This window comes from uncultured Lactobacillus sp. (assembly GCF_946477725.1).
GTDB lineage: Bacteria > Bacillota > Bacilli > Lactobacillales > Lactobacillaceae > Lactobacillus.
This window is the reverse complement of record NZ_CAMKZC010000001.1, coordinates 57,338-74,760: the sequence shown is the minus strand read 5'-3', so window position 1 is coordinate 74,760 and position 17,423 is coordinate 57,338. Positions and strand designations below refer to the sequence as shown.

15 protein-coding genes and 1 pseudogene are annotated in these 17,423 nt (G+C 36.5%); 10 read left to right on the top strand and 6 right to left on the bottom strand.

Features of this window, described 5'->3' with window-relative positions; translation table 11 throughout:
• The first annotated feature begins 50 nt into the window (after positions 1 to 50).
• A pseudogene (locus tag Q0R51_RS00355) lies at positions 51 to 829 on the top strand (TerC family protein).
• On the opposite strand, the gene Q0R51_RS00350 reads toward Q0R51_RS00355, so the two are convergent.
• Positions 824 to 1,183, bottom strand: coding sequence for a DUF488 domain-containing protein (locus Q0R51_RS00350; RefSeq protein ID WP_294755875.1), 360 nt, complete (start codon positions 1,181 to 1,183; stop codon positions 824 to 826). The pseudogene Q0R51_RS00355 and the gene Q0R51_RS00350 sit on opposite strands and share 6 nt — an antisense overlap.
• A 44-nt stretch (positions 1,184 to 1,227) precedes the next feature.
• Between Q0R51_RS00350 and Q0R51_RS00345 the strand changes: the two genes are divergently transcribed.
• The 3 genes from Q0R51_RS00345 to Q0R51_RS00335 all read left to right on the top strand — a co-directional run bounded on the left by Q0R51_RS00345 (position 1,228) and on the right by Q0R51_RS00335 (position 4,649).
• On the top strand, positions 1,228 to 1,860 hold the full coding sequence (locus Q0R51_RS00345; RefSeq protein WP_294755874.1) for a DNA-3-methyladenine glycosylase: 633 nt from the start codon (positions 1,228 to 1,230) through the stop codon (positions 1,858 to 1,860).
• Positions 1,861 to 2,274: 414 nt separating this feature from the next.
• Positions 2,275 to 3,900, top strand: coding sequence for an ABC transporter substrate-binding protein/permease (locus tag Q0R51_RS00340; protein WP_294755872.1), 1,626 nt, complete (start codon positions 2,275 to 2,277; stop codon positions 3,898 to 3,900).
• A complete protein-coding gene (locus Q0R51_RS00335) occupies positions 3,900 to 4,649 on the top strand; it encodes an amino acid ABC transporter ATP-binding protein (protein WP_294755870.1) in 750 nt (249 codons plus the stop codon). Before Q0R51_RS00340 ends, Q0R51_RS00335 begins: the two co-directional genes overlap by 1 nt.
• A 65-nt stretch (positions 4,650 to 4,714) precedes the next feature.
• Here the strand turns inward: Q0R51_RS00335 and Q0R51_RS00330 are convergent, their stop codons facing one another.
• A complete protein-coding gene (locus Q0R51_RS00330) occupies positions 4,715 to 5,617 on the bottom strand; it encodes an alpha/beta fold hydrolase (RefSeq protein ID WP_294755868.1) in 903 nt (300 codons plus the stop codon).
• Between the two features lie 215 nt (positions 5,618 to 5,832).
• Between Q0R51_RS00330 and Q0R51_RS00325 the strand changes: the two genes are divergently transcribed.
• Complete coding sequence (locus tag Q0R51_RS00325; protein WP_294755866.1) at positions 5,833 to 6,234, top strand: hypothetical protein; 402 nt, start codon at positions 5,833 to 5,835, stop codon at positions 6,232 to 6,234.
• Positions 6,235 to 6,303: 69 nt separating this feature from the next.
• Here Q0R51_RS00325 and Q0R51_RS00320 read toward each other — a convergent pair whose 3' ends face one another.
• Positions 6,304 to 6,675 (bottom strand): hypothetical protein, encoded by a 372-nt coding sequence (locus Q0R51_RS00320; RefSeq protein WP_122025528.1) that lies wholly within the window; start codon positions 6,673 to 6,675, stop codon positions 6,304 to 6,306.
• 177 nt (positions 6,676 to 6,852) lie between these two features.
• On the opposite strand from Q0R51_RS00320, the gene Q0R51_RS00315 reads away from it, so the two are divergent.
• A complete protein-coding gene (locus Q0R51_RS00315) occupies positions 6,853 to 8,448 on the top strand; it encodes a sensor histidine kinase (RefSeq protein ID WP_294755865.1) in 1,596 nt (531 codons plus the stop codon).
• 1 nt (position 8,449) lies between these two features.
• Entirely contained in the window at positions 8,450 to 9,136 is a 687-nt protein-coding gene (locus Q0R51_RS00310) for a response regulator (protein ID WP_294755863.1), read from the top strand.
• A gap of 89 nt (positions 9,137 to 9,225) precedes the next feature.
• Here Q0R51_RS00310 and Q0R51_RS00305 read toward each other — a convergent pair whose 3' ends face one another.
• From Q0R51_RS00305 to Q0R51_RS00295, 3 genes are all read right to left on the bottom strand, one after another.
• A complete protein-coding gene (locus tag Q0R51_RS00305) occupies positions 9,226 to 10,224 on the bottom strand; it encodes an NAD(P)-dependent oxidoreductase (protein WP_294755861.1) in 999 nt (332 codons plus the stop codon).
• Between the two features lie 18 nt (positions 10,225 to 10,242).
• Positions 10,243 to 11,322 carry an AEC family transporter gene (locus Q0R51_RS00300; RefSeq protein ID WP_122025520.1) on the bottom strand — a complete coding sequence of 360 codons (1,080 nt, stop codon included), beginning with the start codon at positions 11,320 to 11,322 and terminating at the stop codon, positions 10,243 to 10,245.
• A gap of 278 nt (positions 11,323 to 11,600) precedes the next feature.
• Complete coding sequence (locus Q0R51_RS00295) at positions 11,601 to 12,923, bottom strand: replication-associated recombination protein A (protein ID WP_294756142.1); 1,323 nt, start codon at positions 12,921 to 12,923, stop codon at positions 11,601 to 11,603.
• Positions 12,924 to 13,085: 162 nt separating this feature from the next.
• Here Q0R51_RS00295 and Q0R51_RS00290 point away from each other — a divergent pair, with 162 nt between their 5' ends.
• The 3 genes from Q0R51_RS00290 (at position 13,086) to Q0R51_RS00280 (ending at position 17,389) form a co-directional block, all read left to right on the top strand.
• Positions 13,086 to 14,609: an SLAP domain-containing protein gene (locus Q0R51_RS00290; RefSeq protein ID WP_294755859.1), complete on the top strand. Its 1,524-nt coding sequence runs from the start codon at positions 13,086 to 13,088 to the stop codon at positions 14,607 to 14,609.
• Positions 14,610 to 14,816: 207 nt separating this feature from the next.
• Complete coding sequence (locus tag Q0R51_RS00285) at positions 14,817 to 16,340, top strand: SLAP domain-containing protein (protein ID WP_294755857.1); 1,524 nt, start codon at positions 14,817 to 14,819, stop codon at positions 16,338 to 16,340.
• A 209-nt stretch (positions 16,341 to 16,549) separates the two neighbouring features.
• Positions 16,550 to 17,389, top strand: coding sequence for a hypothetical protein (locus Q0R51_RS00280; protein WP_294755855.1), 840 nt, complete (start codon positions 16,550 to 16,552; stop codon positions 17,387 to 17,389).
• Positions 17,390 to 17,423 lie beyond the last annotated feature (34 nt).

Here is a 17,423-nt window from a genome sequence, read left to right as displayed (position 1 = left end):
AAATTTGACACAGTAATTAAAATTTATCTGAAAAAGAAAAGAGCCTTTAAATGACAATTTTTAAAATGTATGCTCCCTTTTTTAGTGGCAGCAACTGGATCCACGTGTTAACCAGTGGTAAAGATTGGCTCACCATCTTAACCCTGATTCTGATGGAATGCTTGCTTTCCGTTGACAATGCGGTTGTGTTGGCAGCCCAAACCAAGGTTCTGCCTGATAAAAAACAACAGGAAAAGTCATTGTTCTATGGCCTTTGAGGTGCATATATTTTTCGCTTTATCGTGATTGGCATTGGTACTTACTTAATCAATTTCTGGGAGATAAATTAGCAGGTAGTCTCTATCTTTTCTATCTTTCCTTTAAGTTTTTCTACGACCAAAGGCATCCCCAAAAGGCTGCCACTAGCGCAAAGATTGAAAGGGCAAAAATTACTAAGCATACCCCTAAAAAGGGCAAACATTTTTTGTCACTTTTCTGGCGGACCGTTTTTTCAATTGAAGCAATGGATATCGTTTTTTCAATTGATTCAGTGCTAGCTGCCCTAGAGGTTTCCAGTAATCCGGTAGTAGTATTAATTGGCGGCATGATCGGTATCTTGTGCATGCGGGGTGTCGCTGAAATCATCATCAAATTGATGGATATTATTCCTGAATTGCAGCCAATGGCTTATATTTTAATCGGCATCATTGCTCTTAAACTATTGCTGTCTTTGCCACCACTGAACTACGAATTACCTAATACGACCTTTGCATTAATCGTTTTCAGCATCCTAATTTTAACCATTGCTTTTCACTTTTTACGTGTTAAAAAGAGTAAACGCAAATTATAGTTTTTGTTCAACATATTCTTTGAGCACAACTGCCTGGTTGTGTTCTTTGTTTTTGGCACCATAAAGAAAAAGGACATCTTGTTCAACCAGCTTAGCTTTAATCTGGTCAACAAAAGCGGTGGTCGCTGGATTATGCTCTAATTCATTCAGGTACTTTTGCCTAAACTCAGGATATTTAGTATCATCGTGATTGAACCATTTACGCAATTCAGTGCTGGGACCAATTTCTTTGACCCACTCATCCAAATTAGCATCTTTTTTGCTTTTGCCTCTTGGCCACAGACGATCAACTAAAATGCGGTAGCCAGCAGGCTGCTCATGGTCGTAAATGCGCACTAATTTTATCTTTGTCATTGTAATATCTCCTTTTAGTTTAAGTTTACTACACGGAAGAAAAAATGAATTATTCAACTTATTTTACTAATAAACCAACTGCTGCTATTACTAAAGACTTAATTGGCAGACCATTAACATATAATGATGGTCAGAATATAATGGGTGGCTATATTGTGGAAGCGGAAGCATATTTAGGGGTCAAAGATCGCGCAGCTCATTCATACGGCGGTCATCGCAGCCCAGCTAATGAAGGTCTTTATCGCAAAGGCGGAACCATCTATATTTATGCTCAAAGACAATATTTCTTTTTTGATGTTGCAACGCAAGAATATAATGAGCCGCAAGGAGTTTTAATCAGAGCTATTGAACCAGTTTGGGGCATAGAGCAGATGATTAAAAATCGCGGAGGTAAAGGCGGTGTCCTTTTAACTAATGGCCCCGCGAAAATAATGCAGGCTTTTGGCATTCACAATAAAAAATGGAATTTACACTTCTTAACTGACTCCCCTTTTAAAATTGATTTAGATGACAGTCACAAAAAGCTGGCTAAGGAAATTAAAACCAGTGCCAGAATCGGTGTTAGCCAGTCTGAACTAGAATGGGCCAATAAAAAACTGCGTTACTATGTAGCTGGCAACCCCTATGTTTCCAGAATGAAAAAGAAAGCTTACCAAAGTGGCAATGGCTGGCAGTAACAGTAGCTTTTCGAAGTCTTTTAAAATAGTAAAAGAAAATAAATGAGATAATTATAAAATATTTTTTAAATAAAATTATTGACAAGTTGCTTTTAATAGCCTATTATTTTTCTAAGTTAAATAATTTCCAATGCAATAGAGGTCGCGGTTATTACAAAACTGATCTGAGTGAGCGAACACTGTGAAGTTCAGGATAAGAATTACCGCCGAAATAAGAATATTGTTCGTTTCAATTTTCTTGTTGGGCTGCAAGAGAATATTTTGCAGACTGTCCTGGTTAGTCCCCAGGGAGCGCTATATGATTTGTTTTAAAAATAGATTATGAACCTCGTTGTTTTGATTAACAACGAGGTTTTTATTTACGCTTTTATTGTATTGGCTTTATTTGAAACATATTTTGTGGAGGTTTTCAAAATGAAGTCAAGATTTAAGTGGTTGGCTACCCTAGTTGCCTTATTCACTTGTTTGAGCATAGCGACTAATTTTAGTCTTACTGAAGCTGATGCCAAAAAGGATGACGGCACACTAAAAGTAGCTATGGAAGCTAATTACCAGCCTTACAATTGGACACAAACAAATGATGCTAACGGTGCTGTACCTATTGAGGGTTCAAAAGAATTCGCCAATGGCTATGATGTTAAAATTGCCAAAATTATTGGGCAAAAATTGCATCGAAAAGTTGAAGTAGTTAAGACCGAATGGGATGGTTTACTTCCTGCTCTAACCAGCGGCAAAGCTGATTTGATTATTGCCGGCATGAGCCCTACAGCTGAGCGGGAAAAGGCCATTAATTTCTCTCAGCCTTATAGAAACAGTACTTTCGTGGTAATTACCAAGATTAATAGCAGATACGCTAATGCTAAGAAACTAACCGACTTTAAAGGTGCTAAATTAACTGCGCAACAAGGTACTTTCCACTATGACCTGATCAAGCAGTTAAAAGGCGCTAAGCGTCAACCGGCTATGCGTGATTTTGCGGCAATGCGGCAAAGTTTAATCTCCGGCACCATTGACGGCTATGTTGCCGAAGACACTGAATCAACTTCCTTTAAAATGGTTGATCCTGACATTAAGTCAATTCCTGTCAGCAAAATGGCTGGTTTCCACGCCACAAAAGATGAGTCTGTCACTGCAATCGGAATCGCTAAGCCTAATAAAGCACTGCTTAAGAGTGTTAATCAGATATTAGCTACTATTCCTGAAGCAAAAAGAACTAAGCTAATGACTGAAGCTGTTAAGCAGCAGCCTAAAACAGATAATAACAAAAAAGGCAAAAAAGCTAAGTCAGAACCGTGGTTAGTATCAATGTGGCGCCAATATGGCGGCATGATCTTAAATGGTATCGGCATGACGCTGCTTCTGGCCTCAGTTGGTACCATTGCAGGTTTCTTTATCGGCCTGGCAGTTGGTATCGTCAGAACCATTCCTACACCAACTACTACCGGTAAAAGATGGCTGCTCAAGTTTGTGAACTGGCTACTTTCGGTTTACATCGAAGTCTTCCGGGGTACGCCAATGATGGTGCAAGCAGCTGTGATTTACTATGGTATTGCCCAATTCTGGCACCTGAATATTGACAGAACTGTCGCCGCACTAATCATTGTTTCGATCAACACTGGAGCGTATTTAGCCGAAATTATTCGCGGAGGTATTATTTCTACACCCGAAGGTCAGTTTGAAGCAGCCAGTGCCTTGGGAATGACTCATAATCAAAGAATGTGGCACATTATTTTGCCACAAGCGATCAAGAATTGCCTACCTTCAATTACTAACGAATTTATCGTTAATATCAAGGATACTTCAGTCCTGAGCATCATCTCCGTATCAGAGTTGTTCTTCGTAGGTTCAACTGTTGCTAGTCAGACATTCAAGTTCTTCCCAACTTACCTGACAATTTCTGCTATCTACCTCATCTTGACCTTTACCATTACCAGAATATTCAACTTAATTGAAAAACACCTTCAAGGAAGTAAGAATTACAACTTAATGGCAAACCAAGTTCAAGTGGGCACACCAAAAGACATGGAGGCTAAGAACTAATGACTGAAACAAACGAAACTATTTTAAGTTTAAAGCACATCAAGAAAACATTCGGTGAACACCAAGTTTTAAAAGATATCTCTTTTGACATTAATAAAGGTGAAATTGCCACCATTATCGGTCCTTCAGGTGGTGGTAAATCAACAACTTTGCGTTGCATCAATTTGCTAGAAGAGCCTACCGCCGGCGAGGTTGATTTTCATGGTGAAAATGTCCTGGCACCAAACTACAATCGCAATATTTATCGTGCTAAAGTCGGCATGGTTTTCCAACAATTTGATTTGTTTGAAAACAAGAATGTATTAGCCAATTGTATGGTAGGTCAAGAATTGGTATTAAAACGGTCAAAAGACGAGGCCCGCAAAATTGCTATGACAAACTTGAAAAAGGTAGGTATGGAGCAATACGTTAATGCTCGTCCCAGTCAGCTTTCAGGTGGACAGCAGCAACGGGTTGCGATTGCCCGTGCTATCTGCATGGATCCTGAAATTCTGTTATTCGATGAGCCTACTAGTGCTTTGGATCCAGAAATGGTAGGCGAAGTTTTAAGCGTTATGAAGAACCTGGCTACTACTGGTTTAACGATGATTATCGTAACCCACGAAATGGCATTTGCTAAAGAGATTTCCGACCAAATGTTTTTCATCAGCGATGGAATAATTACCGAACAAGGCACGCCAGATCAATTATTCAATCACCCGCAAAATGAAAAAACCGTCAAGTTTTTGAGTAATTTTCAGAATAACTAATAAGGTCTAATTAAACATAAAAAACTGGTAAACTCACGCTGTTAATAACGTGATTTGCCAGTTTTTTAGTTTGCTTGTGGCTCTAAAAGTCCAATAATTTCCTGATTAAATTTAGTTGGTTCTTCCCACTGCGGGAAATGACCAGAATGATCAAACCAAATTATATTGCACGGACTAGTAATTTTAGCAGCATATTCTGCAGTCAACTGCGAGGACACATGGTGGTCATGCCTGCCCTCACAGAAAGTGATGGGAACGGCAAAATGCAGGATATTTTCAAAATTAACGTCCATCAGTTCTTCCCAAAAATATTGAATTGATTGCTTTGAGCCTTGCAAACGATGAATTAAGTCTTTAAAAGAATAATCTTTAGCAGATATAAACGGCCAAATTAATTTACGGTAGTTTTTAGCACCGTAAATTGAGCCGCCATAAGCCACAATCATTTTAGTTAATTTGAGGCTGGCTTTAGTTGGTTCATGGACAAAATCAAGTTGGTCAAGTTTGGCAGTATTTTTCATTTTTGTTCGTAAAAAAGCTTTTTGTAAAACAATATTCTTTTTCATATTAACGACTTGGCCAATTCCGATATATTGCGTAACTAGGTCTGGATACTTTTGAATAAAATTGAGCCCTAAAACCGTACCCCAAGAATGACCCATGATAATCAATTTATCTTGTTTTAACCGTTTTAATAAATAAAGCACAAACTGATGAATATCTGCCAAGATGGTATTAATGGACAAGTCTTCTTCAGGTGAAAACTTGTAGTATGACAGTCCACTGCCCCTTTGTTCCAGATTGACAAAAATAAAATGATCTTCTAGTTCGCTATTAAATTTTTTCGTCAAGGGAATGCAGGCATCCCCTGGACCACCATGCAAGTATAAAATGATTGGTTTCCGGCCTTGCTTTGAACTAATTGAAAAATAAAGTTTTGTCCCGTTAATTTCTACGTTTTCTATCACTGATGTACTCATTTTTTGGCCTATATTCATATAATCGATTGCTATTATGCATACACTGCTACTTTATTTAAGTATATTATTAATGCCGCTATTTTGTAAATTCCAAATTAAGTTTGACAAAAATTAGATTCTATTATTATATGTAGATAAATAGTCAACAAGCATTACGCTAGTAGAAAACCCTCTACTTTTACCTCACCATCGGAGAAAAACTCATGAAGAAAAATGGTTACAAAATTACTACCTACATTTTTGGATTCTTATTTATTATCACTTTAGGCTTTTTGCTCTATGATACTAGAAACCCGCCCACTGTATTTGGGGGTTTTACTAATAATACAATGCCACTAAATCCTTCCAATCCTCATGTGGAAATTTCGTTTGGTTTGGACCCCGAATATGCTATAAATGTCGACGGACATCAATTTGAAAGAGGCACATATAAACGCATAAGTGACAGTGTGTTTAGTTTAAAAGCAAATAAAGGTAACGAGAATGGTGTCGTTTTTTTATCAAATAATGGTTGTTACTTGTATCATTCCAAACTAAAGAAAAAGCTGATTAGTATTGAAAAGTTTTCGAATAAGCCAGAAATAAAGCCAGGGACTATCAAATAGTCTAACGTACTTTATGCTAGAAAAAATACCAAGCAGTATAGTTGCCTGGTACTCAAATCTTATTAAATTTTATTCATTTTTACCTTCAGCTTTATAAAATTTAACCCGATTAATTAAATAGTCAAGTAAAATTACACAGATTAAATTTAACACAATAATTAAGAGTATCAATAATGGGTGATCTTCTTGCTCATCTGTCATATTCAATAAATATAAAGTTTCAAAACTAATAGGTACGCCTTGTAATGCCAAACAGTAAATTAAATCATTTTCGACTTGGTCAATAAATGTATCTTCTTTTACTTCAAAGCAAACTGTAGCAATTATTGTTATGATGAATGCACTAATTGACCATATTAAGTTATAATTCGGCTTATTGGAGAAAAAAGCCTCCATTTCAATTATACACAACCACAGTAAAGCAGCTCTTGCTAATTTCATTTTCATCTCATTTCCCACAGCCTTTCTCTTCTAATTTATTTTAATCATTTTATCATATTTTACAGTATAAGTAAAATGTGATTTTATCAAAAATATTAGTCTAATAATAATTAAGGGGTCTCAGCTGTATGAAAGAGATATTAAGTTATCCAAAATCAAAATATTAAAGGCAGATATATGTTTAAAAAAACACGTTTTACGCTGCAAACAAAAACTATTTTTCTGGTTTTCTTTACCACCATTGTTTTTATTCTAACTGCTGGAACCATCACCTCATACAAAGTAGCGCAAAATCAAAAACAAATCATCAAAGAAGAAATTAATAGTGTGTCTAAAATTGTGGCCAATAATGAGCAGGTACAAATTGCTTTAAGAAAAAAAGTCAAACCCACAACATATAACCCGATCCAAAAGTATGCCGAACAAGTTAAAAAAGAAACTAAAGTAGACTTTATTGTGGTACTTGACGATAATTACGTCCGCTATTCCCATCCTTCCGAGAATCATATAGGCAAAAAATTTAGTTCACCTTCTGATGCTCAAAAATCAAGCTCTGGTAAGACGCATTATTCTCACCGTATGGGTGTTTTGGGAACTGGCTACCGGATTTTCCGCCCGATTTTTGCACACAAGCAGCAAATCGGAATAGTTTGTGTTGGTCTCACTGACAAATCAATTAATAAAGTTATTCGAGTCGCCCAAAGATCAGTTGTGATTGGCTCTCTAGTTTCATTAATAATTGGCATACTGCTGGCTTTATTAATATCAAGACGCATTAAAAAAACGCTGTTTGATATGGAACCAAACGAAATTGCATTTAAGCTCACAGAATTATATGCTATTAATGACAGTATTGATGAAGCGCTTATTGTTGTAAATAATCACAAAATTTTAATTACTGCTAATTACTTGGCTAAAAAATCTTTCCCTTCCTTAATGGTGGGAAAAGCCCTGGATAAAAATCTAATTGATTTGTTATTTGCAGACAACCAACAATTACCTAAAACAAATGAGCTTGTCTTAATCAATGCTAAAGAATATATTGTTTCAGTTAGTCAACTGGTATACCATAAGCAGATTTTTGGTCAAGTTGCTCTATTGCAGGATCAGTCCAAATACCAGAAGTTATCTGAACAGCTTGCCGGCAGCCAACAATATATTCAGTCACTAAGGGCACAATCACACGAATTTTTAAATAAATTGCAGGCAATCTACGGCATGATTGAATTAAAGCAGTATGATCAAGTTAATTCATTCATTGCAAAAATAAACCAAAATTACCAGCAAGAATTTGGTCAACTGAATAAACAGCTCGAATCTCCTGCGCTTGTTGGCTTTTTAACTGGAAAAATGAACCAGGCACAAGAGCAAAGGGTCAACTTGGAAATTACGCCAGACTCCAATTTACCGCAAAAGGTTATAACCGAGCAATTAAATTTAGACCTGATTAAAATACTGGGCAACCTCATCGACAACTCCTTAGCAGCAATTAAAGCTAGTGGCAAAATCACCTTGGCAATTAATTTCGATAGTGAAAGCTCAGTCTTAATTATTGAAGTTGCTGATACCGGTACTGGCATTTCGAGCGCAGTTAAAAAGCATTTATTTAAACAGAAGTATTCAACTAAGGGCAAGGATCACGGCTATGGACTTATTCTGGTGCAGCAAATCATTAAATCCTATAGTGGCCATCTTGAAGTTTCATCTTGTAAACCTCATGGTAGCAATTTTTATATAGAATTGCCTTTGCAGGAAAAACACGAAAAGGAATAAAATGTTAACAATTTTAATAGTTGAAGATGACCCGATGGTCAGCTCGATTAACAAACAATATTTAATGAGAATTATTAAGCCGGAAAATCTGACTGTATATCAAACTGCTACTGCCAAAAAGGCACTAGCAATTACTAAAAAAATCAGTCCTGATCTAATTCTGCTTGATGTTTACCTTCCTAAAACTTCTGGCACCGAATTATTGGAACAATTTATTCAACATAATCTCCATCCCAATGTCATTATGCTTTCCGCTGCTAAAGACAGTACCAACATCAATATGGCCTTAAAATATGGCGTTTTGGACTACTTGCTCAAACCTTTTTCTTTTAAACGTTTTAAAGAGGCAATTGAACATTTTTTAAAATATAACAAGGTGCTACAAAAAAACAACACGGTATCACAAGGTGAACTTGACCATATTTTTATTACCCAAGATATGAATAACTTAAATGATGAGACCGGGTTGCCTAAAGGACTTTCAGACTTTTCTTTAACCAAAATTGAAACTGCTATTTCCCAACTTGCCGGTGAATTTTCCAATCAAGATGTAGCACGACAATCAAAATTATCACGCATTACTACCAAAAAATATTTGGATTATTTGGAAAAAACCGGCAAACTTTCCACTAAAGTGCACTATTTAAAGGTTGGTCGACCAATTAAAATATACAAATTGAATAAATAAAAAAACAAGCTATTGTGAAGTGACCCAAAATTTAGGACAAATTTTGGGGATCATATCATTGTCGTAGCTTGTTTTTTATTAGATAAACTTTAGTCAAGTTTCACATCATTATCAGTATGACCAGTCTCTAATACCTGGTGGAAGTTCTCATAACTGACATTAATCATGTCTGTTAAAGCAGGACTGGTATATGAGCCAATATGAGGTGTTAATAAAACTTTAGGATACAATTCTGTTAATTGTCTGGTCAACTCATTAGTGATATTGCCATTATAATTATGGCCCAAAACTTCTGCTTCATCAGGCAGAACATCGCTGGCAAAGCCGGCAATTTGACCATCCTTAATTGCCTTAATTACAGCAGGATAATCTGCCAGTTGTGATCTGGCAGTATTGACCAGAACCGCATTGTTCTTCATTTTACCTAGAAAAGCTTCATCTATCAAATTATCATTTTGCCCTGGAAAATATGGCACATGAATTGAAACAATGTCTGACTGAGCTAGTAATTCGTCTTGACTTACAAACTTTACGTATTGTTTGGCAAAATCACTCGGATAAGGATCGTAGCCCAAAACATTGGTTCCCATGCCATGATACAGTTGTGCTTCTGTAGCACCAATTCTACCTGTACCTATAATACCTACTGTACTTGAATGGACTTCCCCTGAAAAAGTGGCAGTCGAAACTGAAAAGTTTCCCTTATTAGTCAAGGTGGTAGCTAAGGCGGTATGTCTAAAGAGCATCATCCCTAAAGTCATAGCTAATTCAGCCACTGCGTATGGTGAATAAGCAGGAACGCGGGCAACTTTCATATCGTATTTCTTAGCGGCCTTAAGATCAATATGGTTATATCCTACTGTTCTCGTGAAAACATACTTAATGCCCCACTCGTTGAATTTGGCTAAGTTGGTTGCATCACCTACACAGTTGGCTCTGAGTAAAACTGCATCTGCTCCCTTAGCCGTTTCAACATTATCATGGGTTAACATGTCAGATTCCAGCTGCAATTCATAATTATATTTATTTAATTTCTTAAAATAATCAACTTCATTTTCGCGAACGCCATAGGCTACTATTTTAAACATTTAAAAATTCCCTCCTAATTAATGAAATATGCCAATTTGACTCAAAACGCCCAGAAAAGCGATCCATATTGGCATGGCAATAACCGCCATAATAGTTGAAATAAATGATGCATCAGAAGATAACACCGGCTCACGGTCAAAACTGATTGCATAAGATGATGCAACAGCTGCAGTTGGTGTAGCCATCATGATGATAATTGTTCCTAATGCAATGTAGCTAACAGGTAAAATATTAGTTACACTCAAAATAACTAGGAGCAGTAAGTTCAAGATTGGCACTAATATAACCTTGTTAAAACTGTAGTACCATGAAGTCTTGTTGGCAGCAGCTTCTTTGAATGAAGTTGAACCTAAAGTAGAACCGATTGATAACCAGGCAAGAGGCGAAGCCAGATTTGCTAAATATTGCATTGGTTTATATAGCCAAATTGCGGTTTGGTCAATCCGGTAAAACGCAACGTGAACTATTGGTGCATTGGCATTAATTACACCGTTAACTGCTTGTTTAACAGCTACTTGAGGCACGTAATTTTGGCATAACCATAAAATCAAACCCAAGAATGTAGCAATTACGACCGGATTGACAAACATCTTCTTTAAGTTGCTGGCCTTCATCTTGAGTCCAGACATCTTGATATACGCATATGAATATAAAAAGATACGGTAACCAATGTTAAAGATAGAGCTGTACATGATACCTTTAGGACCGAAAACAGCCCCTACAATTGGAATACCAAAGAAAGTAGTTGAACCAAATGTGGTCAATACTGCCAAAACATCCCTTTTATCTTTAGGGTATTTAACATAAGACAACGGGGTCAAGAATATCAAAATGATATAAATTACAATTCCCCAGATTAAAACATTCATCCCTTGTGATAAAGTTTCATTACTAATTGGTTGCATGAATGAGTTAAAAGCCAATGCTGGTAACGCAACTGTCAAAACTATTTTGGACAATATTTTACCAAACTTTTCGGTAAAAATACCGCGTTTACGCAGGTAAAAGCCCAATAGAATAATGAAAATTGTTGACGTTATTGAACTGACAATCGCAACATTCGAAAAAGTTACTTTGATTGCTTGCGCAATATTCATTTTATTTCCTCCTATTAGTTATTCTTTTCACATTGATAATACTACTTATTTGTGAAGTTAATAACTTTATCAAACTAAAGTAACCTTTTGTAACTTATGTAAATTTAAAAGCCGTGACCTTCATTTCTGCTGTTAATCCCAAAATCAGGACAAATTTGAGATCATAACAAACAGGCAAATCACAATTTGAGTGATTTGCCTGTCTTTAGTTGGCACTTGAATAGAAGTGCCACATTATAATCTAACCAATGAAACCTGACTTTAGGAACAATTTCAGGCTATTTATCGTGTTCTCTGTGCCATTCTTTAATTTGCTCCAGCCTTTTTTTAAAGCGGTCTTCATGGCCTTGCGAGGTCGGCAAATAATATTCGTGTCCCTCTAAACTCGGTGGCATAGTTTTCATTGTTGTTAACTTGTCTTTAGCATAATGCGCCAGCTGGTAACCTTTACCATAGCCCAAATCTTTCATCAACTTAGTCGGAGCGTTGCGAATTTGCAAAGGCACTGGTTCATCTATCGTCTTCTTAACATCTTCTTCAGCGGCTAATCTAGCTTTATAAACTGCATTTGACTTTGGCGCAAGTGACAGATAGATCACTGCTTCCGTCAAATGCACATCACATTCCGGCATTCCTATAAATTGACAAGCCTGAAAGACATTGACCGCGACATTCAGTGCATTAGTGTCTGCCAAGCCAATGTCTTCACTGGCAAAGCGCACTAGTCTGCGTGCAATATAAAGCGGATCTTCTCCCCCTTCAAGCATCCGCGACAGCCAATAAATTGCCGCATCTACATCGCTGTTACGCATTGATTTATGCAAAGCGGAGATGATATTGTAGTGTTCTTCTCCGTCCTTGTCATACAAGACTGACTTTTGCGTGATTAATTGTTCCAGACTATCCATAGTCACAGCGATCGTATTACCATTTTTGTTGCCGTTTAAAACTGCCATCTCCAGCGTGTTTAAAGCTGTTCTGGCATCACCGTTAGCAAATTTGGCAATGGCTTTAATCTCCTGCTCACTGATTTTAACGGTTAACTTACCAAAGCCATTAGGGTTATGCAAAGCATTTTGCAATAACTTGATAATATCTTTGACTTCAAGCGGTTTTAAGACAAAAACCTTGCAGCGTGAAAGCAGCGCCGAGTTAACTTCAAAGGAAGGATTTTCGGTCGTGGCACCAATTAACGTGATACTGCCACGTTCAACATAGGGTAAAAAAGCATCTTGTTGTGCTTTGTTAAAACGATGGATTTCATCAACAAATACCAGCGTTTTTTGTCCTACTTCGTGTTCTGCTTCAGCCTGCTTCATAATCTTGCGGATTTTAGTAATACTGCTGTCAACTGCACTAAAGTTGAAAAAACTCGCCTGACTCTGCCGGGCAATTATTTCCGCCAAAGTTGTTTTACCTACTCCCGGTGGTCCCCAAAAAATCATTGAGGAAACTTGGTCATTATCAATGATTTCCCGCAATATTTTCCCCGGTCCCAGCAGCTGTTCTTGCCCTACAAATTGAGCTAGGTTTTGGGGACGTACACGGTTAGCCAATGGTTCATTTTGTCCACTATTTGCAAATAATGATTCTTGCTTCATCATGACATCTTCTTTTTATTTACTTTCAGACACTTACTAACCTAATTATACAAGCATTTGTTAGCAAGCAAAAATAATCGAACGCTTGTTTGAGATAAATTTATTAACTAGTTTGCAGTACAATGATAATAAGTAAAAAAATAGATATTATGAGGTGAAGATATGAAATTTTTCAAGAAAATTGGTCTTGGCTTAGCCGCAACAGTGTTGACAATTAGTCCGCTGCTACCAAGTCTAAATCATATTCAAACAGTGCAAGCTGCGCCAAAAGCACAAAAACTAGCTAGAAACAGAATTACTTTAGTCAATGACGCACCCGTATATAATCAATATGGTCAAAGACTTAAAGCAAGAAAAAACGGGAATTATTCTGTAATTGAACCAGACGTTAATGGTTTCTGCTATGTTTCTTCTTTTGATGTCGACTCCTTAGATTATTACGGCACAATAATGATTAATGGGCAAAAATACTATAAAATTGGTCAAGGAGAATATATTAATGACGGTGATGTTAATAACGTTAACGGTAAAAGCTCTAAGACTGGTAAGCTGGTTTTGAATCACAGATCTGCGATCTATACTAAAACAGGTAAACTAAAAGGCAAGACTCTACCAGTTAAATCAGTCGTTAACTATCAGGGCCAGGTTAAGCAAACCCAATCTAAGCAAAAATATTACTTTGCAAAATTTAACGTTTCTGAGCAAAAGGCAACTTTTTATTACTTGCCGACAGCAACTGTTAATGGTAAAGACTGTTATGCAATAGGGAAAAATCGTTATATTAGAGCAAATAACGTTGATAGTATAGATGGGTATCCCCTTATGTACAATGGCGTTACCTATGCTACTGTTCTCAAAAAGACGACAACTCAAACATTAACCAATGATTCTACTAAGCACGTTCTCAAAAAGGGTCAAAAAATTAAAGTTGATTTAGCGGTTGAGCCTTGGGCAGAAGACTTTGAAGGCTATATCTATCGTCTGCACGATTATCCTAACGAATATGTTGGTCAAAGTTACATTAAATTGAGAAACTATTTGCCAACATCAAGTTACGATGAACTTACATTCACCTATGTAAGGCCTAATACGACGACAAATACTAAATTCTATAATTTTGACGGCACTACAACAGGCATTAGTTACAGGAATCGTAATCAAAGCCCCTTGACCGTTGATGGTCTTTATTACATATGGGTACCTAGCGCAAACAAAGCAGAATTGTTTTACCACTTTTTAACCTACAGAACAGACAGAAGCTATTTCGTTAATAACGATGGTACTGACCTTAAAAAACCAGAGCTTGACAAAAACAATAAACTAATTGAATCGACAGAAGATAAGATTCGCTATACTAACAGTTTTGTCAAAGCTAGTGATGTTACTTTTGCCGGTGGAATTAAACTTACCCCTCTCAATACTGCCAAAGACGCTGAAAGCGAGCAGAAAGTAGCAACAGATAAGGATAAGCAAGAATTGCAAAGAAAATTTGAGGAAAATAAGAATAACAAGAATGTTAAGTGTGAGCAACAAAGTGCAGTAAGTAATTATAATAATGCTTTGATGATTGCTTCTTCTGTTTTACAATCTCCAAAAGCAACGATTGCACAAGTAAAACAGGCAATTTGGCTACTTGACACAACCAAAATTCAATTAAGTACTTTAAACTTCGCCGAATGGAGTTAAATTAAAAAATAGAGTTAGTCCACTTTTATGGTGGATTAACTCTATTTTTATTGCTTAAATTTATTGAATGTTTTGAAAATCATTTTACCCTTGCCAAAATATTGTAAACCAGACAAAAGTTCTAACAATTTATATAATAAAACAATTTTAAGCAGCAGTTTAGGGTACAATGATATTAACATAAGTAATTTTTTGCGAGGTCATAAAATGAAATTTTTCAAGAAAGTTGGCATTGGCTTAACAGCCTTGGCTATAACTACTAGTCTATTTTTGCCATATACCGCTAACTCCCAAACGGTAGAAGCAGCTCAGAAAACCAAAGGAAAAGTCACTCTGCTTGAGAGCGATTATGTTTACAACCCGTCAGGCCATAAAATAAAATTGAAGCAAAATCAGAGTACACATAGCTATAACATTCCTAACGGCTTTAGCTCTGATCCCAAGGGCTATTTGACTACAGAAATGATAGTTTATGATGATGACAGTAGAACCAGTTATCCCTACTACGGCACTAAAAAAATTAACGGACAAAAATTTTACCACTTAGGGCATAACTATTACATTAATAGTGCTAATGTTTTAAAAGTCAATGGGCGCAATATCACACAAGGTAAATTGACTATCAAACACGATGCACTGATTTACACCAAGACTGGCAAAACAACGGGAAAGAAACTAAGAACTAATACAGTTGTTAAGTACCAAGGTAAAGCTAAGACTGCTACTAAAACACCCAAATATTTTTACTACCTTAATGATGTCGCAAGGTACTTCCAAGCCAAATACGTACCTGCCCACAAAATAAAAGGAAAATATTTTTACTCTTTAGGACATAATAGTTACATTAAAGCAGCCAATGTCGGCTATATTAATGGCCACATTGCTCGCTACAGCGGTGTTTCGTCAGCGACTGTTCTTAAGAACACCGCCAGCATAACGGTAAATTATTCTGCCGTTAAACGTAAACTGAAAAAAGGACAGAAGATTAAACTTGATTTAACTGTTATTCCTTACCAAAATGATGGCTTTGAGGGTTATCTTTATAGACTGCACGACTATCCGGATGAATATGTTGATGAAGACGATGTTAAATTGAAAAAGAATTTGCCTATCATTGACTATCGCGACTTAGTTTATACTTACGTTACGCCAGTGACAGACAACAGCGTTGAACTTTATGACACAGCTGGTAAGGCAACTGGTAAACGTATTATAAAGCCGCAATACAGTAATCTGACAGTTGACGGCTTAATGTATCTCTGGGTACCCGAGGAAAACAAGGCGGAACTGTTTTATCATTGTTTAAATTACAGTGACGCTAGTGTGATTGATGCCAAGCAACCAAACCCGGTGCCAAATTCAGAGCCAACTTACCCTGCAAAAAAGCAAGCACTAATCTATGGCAATAACTTTATTAAGGTGAACGATGTGAAATACGTCAGCGGGTTAAAGTTAAAAGCACTGAATACAATTGCGCAGGCTGAAAATGGGCAAAAGATTGCGACAGGAGCTGACAAACAGGAACTGCTCACACTTTTTAATGAAGGAAAAGATCTAGCACAAAATAGCGCTTATCATGATCTTATGTCTAATTATGATTGTGCCTTAAGAAACGCTTCTGCTATGTTAAGGTCTGATAAGGCAACTGTCACGCAGGTAGATGAAGCTGTCTGGTATGTTAAAACCGCTAAAGAGCAGCTGACAACTATGTCTACTCCTCCCGGTGATTAAATGGCTACTGGTCAGAGCAATATTAGTTTTACTAAAATAGTCCAAGCAAATATAATAGACAATATGTAGAGCATGGCAAAAATGAGACTATCAGTTTAATGCTGGTTCATTAGCTACTAATTATTAAAAAACAGCTATCAACTGACAAAACGTGATGACCAGCCTAGCGATAAAAATTATTGAAATCAAATTTAAAGGAGTAAACCAAAGTGAAATTACATAAAAATATTATTGTTGCAGCTGTCGCGGGTATTACCGTTTTAGCGCCAGTTATTAGTCAAACTTCAGCTGTTTTAGCAGATGTCGCTGCAACTAACGAAACAAATACAAATACTAATACCAACACTAATACAAATAATCCAGACACAAGTGCAACAGATAAAACTGAAACTCCTGTAGCTGAACCAATTTCGCAACCTATCCAAGATACCCACGTATTAATATCAGAAATATCTTGCCCTGTAGCTGAACCAATTTCGCAACCTATCCAAGATAATGATCCCGAACCAAAGACCAATATCCACAAAACTAAGAAAACTTGGTCAAAACGCCACCAAAAAGCAAATAATTATTTCAATAAGAACATCAAGAAGGGGCAGAAGCTAACGAATAAGACTAAAAAATTAGCCCTTTACAAGAAGATCTTGAAGCATTTTAAAAATTATAAGACTAAGTATGCCAAGACTTTCAAGAAATATCTTAATGCAGAAATTAAATGGTTAAACAGACAGATTAAATTGGAAAATGTTCCTACTACTAAACCATCGGGTGATCTGAAGCCACAACCAGTAAATTCTCCTAAGAAAAATAAGGTTAAGAAACATGAAGGCTGGAGTGATGTTATAGTATATGGGAATTATTTAAACGATTATAAATATTATAAGAAACATCCTAAAGTAAATACACCATTAATGGAAAAAGATATTAATGCTTTAAAGAAACGGGGATACAAGTTTAATGCCGACTTATCTGATAAAGGTTATGAGGCACATAACAAGAAACTGGCAAAACGTGACGATAAACTTATTGATGAAGGTAAATTAAAATAATTTTCTATTTCTTCACTAATAAAACAAAAAGGCT

Coding starts and splice junctions, on each gene's coding strand:
- Q0R51_RS00295 (WP_294756142.1), bottom strand. CDS start 12,923: ATGAAGCAAGAATCATTATTTGCAAATAGTGGACAAAATGAACCATTG.
- Q0R51_RS00340 (WP_294755872.1), top strand. CDS start 2,275: ATGAAGTCAAGATTTAAGTGGTTGGCTACCCTAGTTGCCTTATTCACT.
- Q0R51_RS00310 (WP_294755863.1), top strand. CDS start 8,450: ATGTTAACAATTTTAATAGTTGAAGATGACCCGATGGTCAGCTCGATT.
- Q0R51_RS00320 (WP_122025528.1), bottom strand. CDS start 6,675: ATGAAATTAGCAAGAGCTGCTTTACTGTGGTTGTGTATAATTGAAATG.
- Q0R51_RS00345 (WP_294755874.1), top strand. CDS start 1,228: ATGAATTATTCAACTTATTTTACTAATAAACCAACTGCTGCTATTACT.
- Q0R51_RS00325 (WP_294755866.1), top strand. CDS start 5,833: ATGAAGAAAAATGGTTACAAAATTACTACCTACATTTTTGGATTCTTA.
- Q0R51_RS00350 (WP_294755875.1), bottom strand. CDS start 1,183: ATGACAAAGATAAAATTAGTGCGCATTTACGACCATGAGCAGCCTGCT.
- Q0R51_RS00300 (WP_122025520.1), bottom strand. CDS start 11,322: ATGAATATTGCGCAAGCAATCAAAGTAACTTTTTCGAATGTTGCGATT.
- Q0R51_RS00285 (WP_294755857.1), top strand. CDS start 14,817: ATGAAATTTTTCAAGAAAGTTGGCATTGGCTTAACAGCCTTGGCTATA.
- Q0R51_RS00315 (WP_294755865.1), top strand. CDS start 6,853: ATGTTTAAAAAAACACGTTTTACGCTGCAAACAAAAACTATTTTTCTG.
- Q0R51_RS00305 (WP_294755861.1), bottom strand. CDS start 10,224: ATGTTTAAAATAGTAGCCTATGGCGTTCGCGAAAATGAAGTTGATTAT.
- Q0R51_RS00335 (WP_294755870.1), top strand. CDS start 3,900: ATGACTGAAACAAACGAAACTATTTTAAGTTTAAAGCACATCAAGAAA.
- Q0R51_RS00290 (WP_294755859.1), top strand. CDS start 13,086: ATGAAATTTTTCAAGAAAATTGGTCTTGGCTTAGCCGCAACAGTGTTG.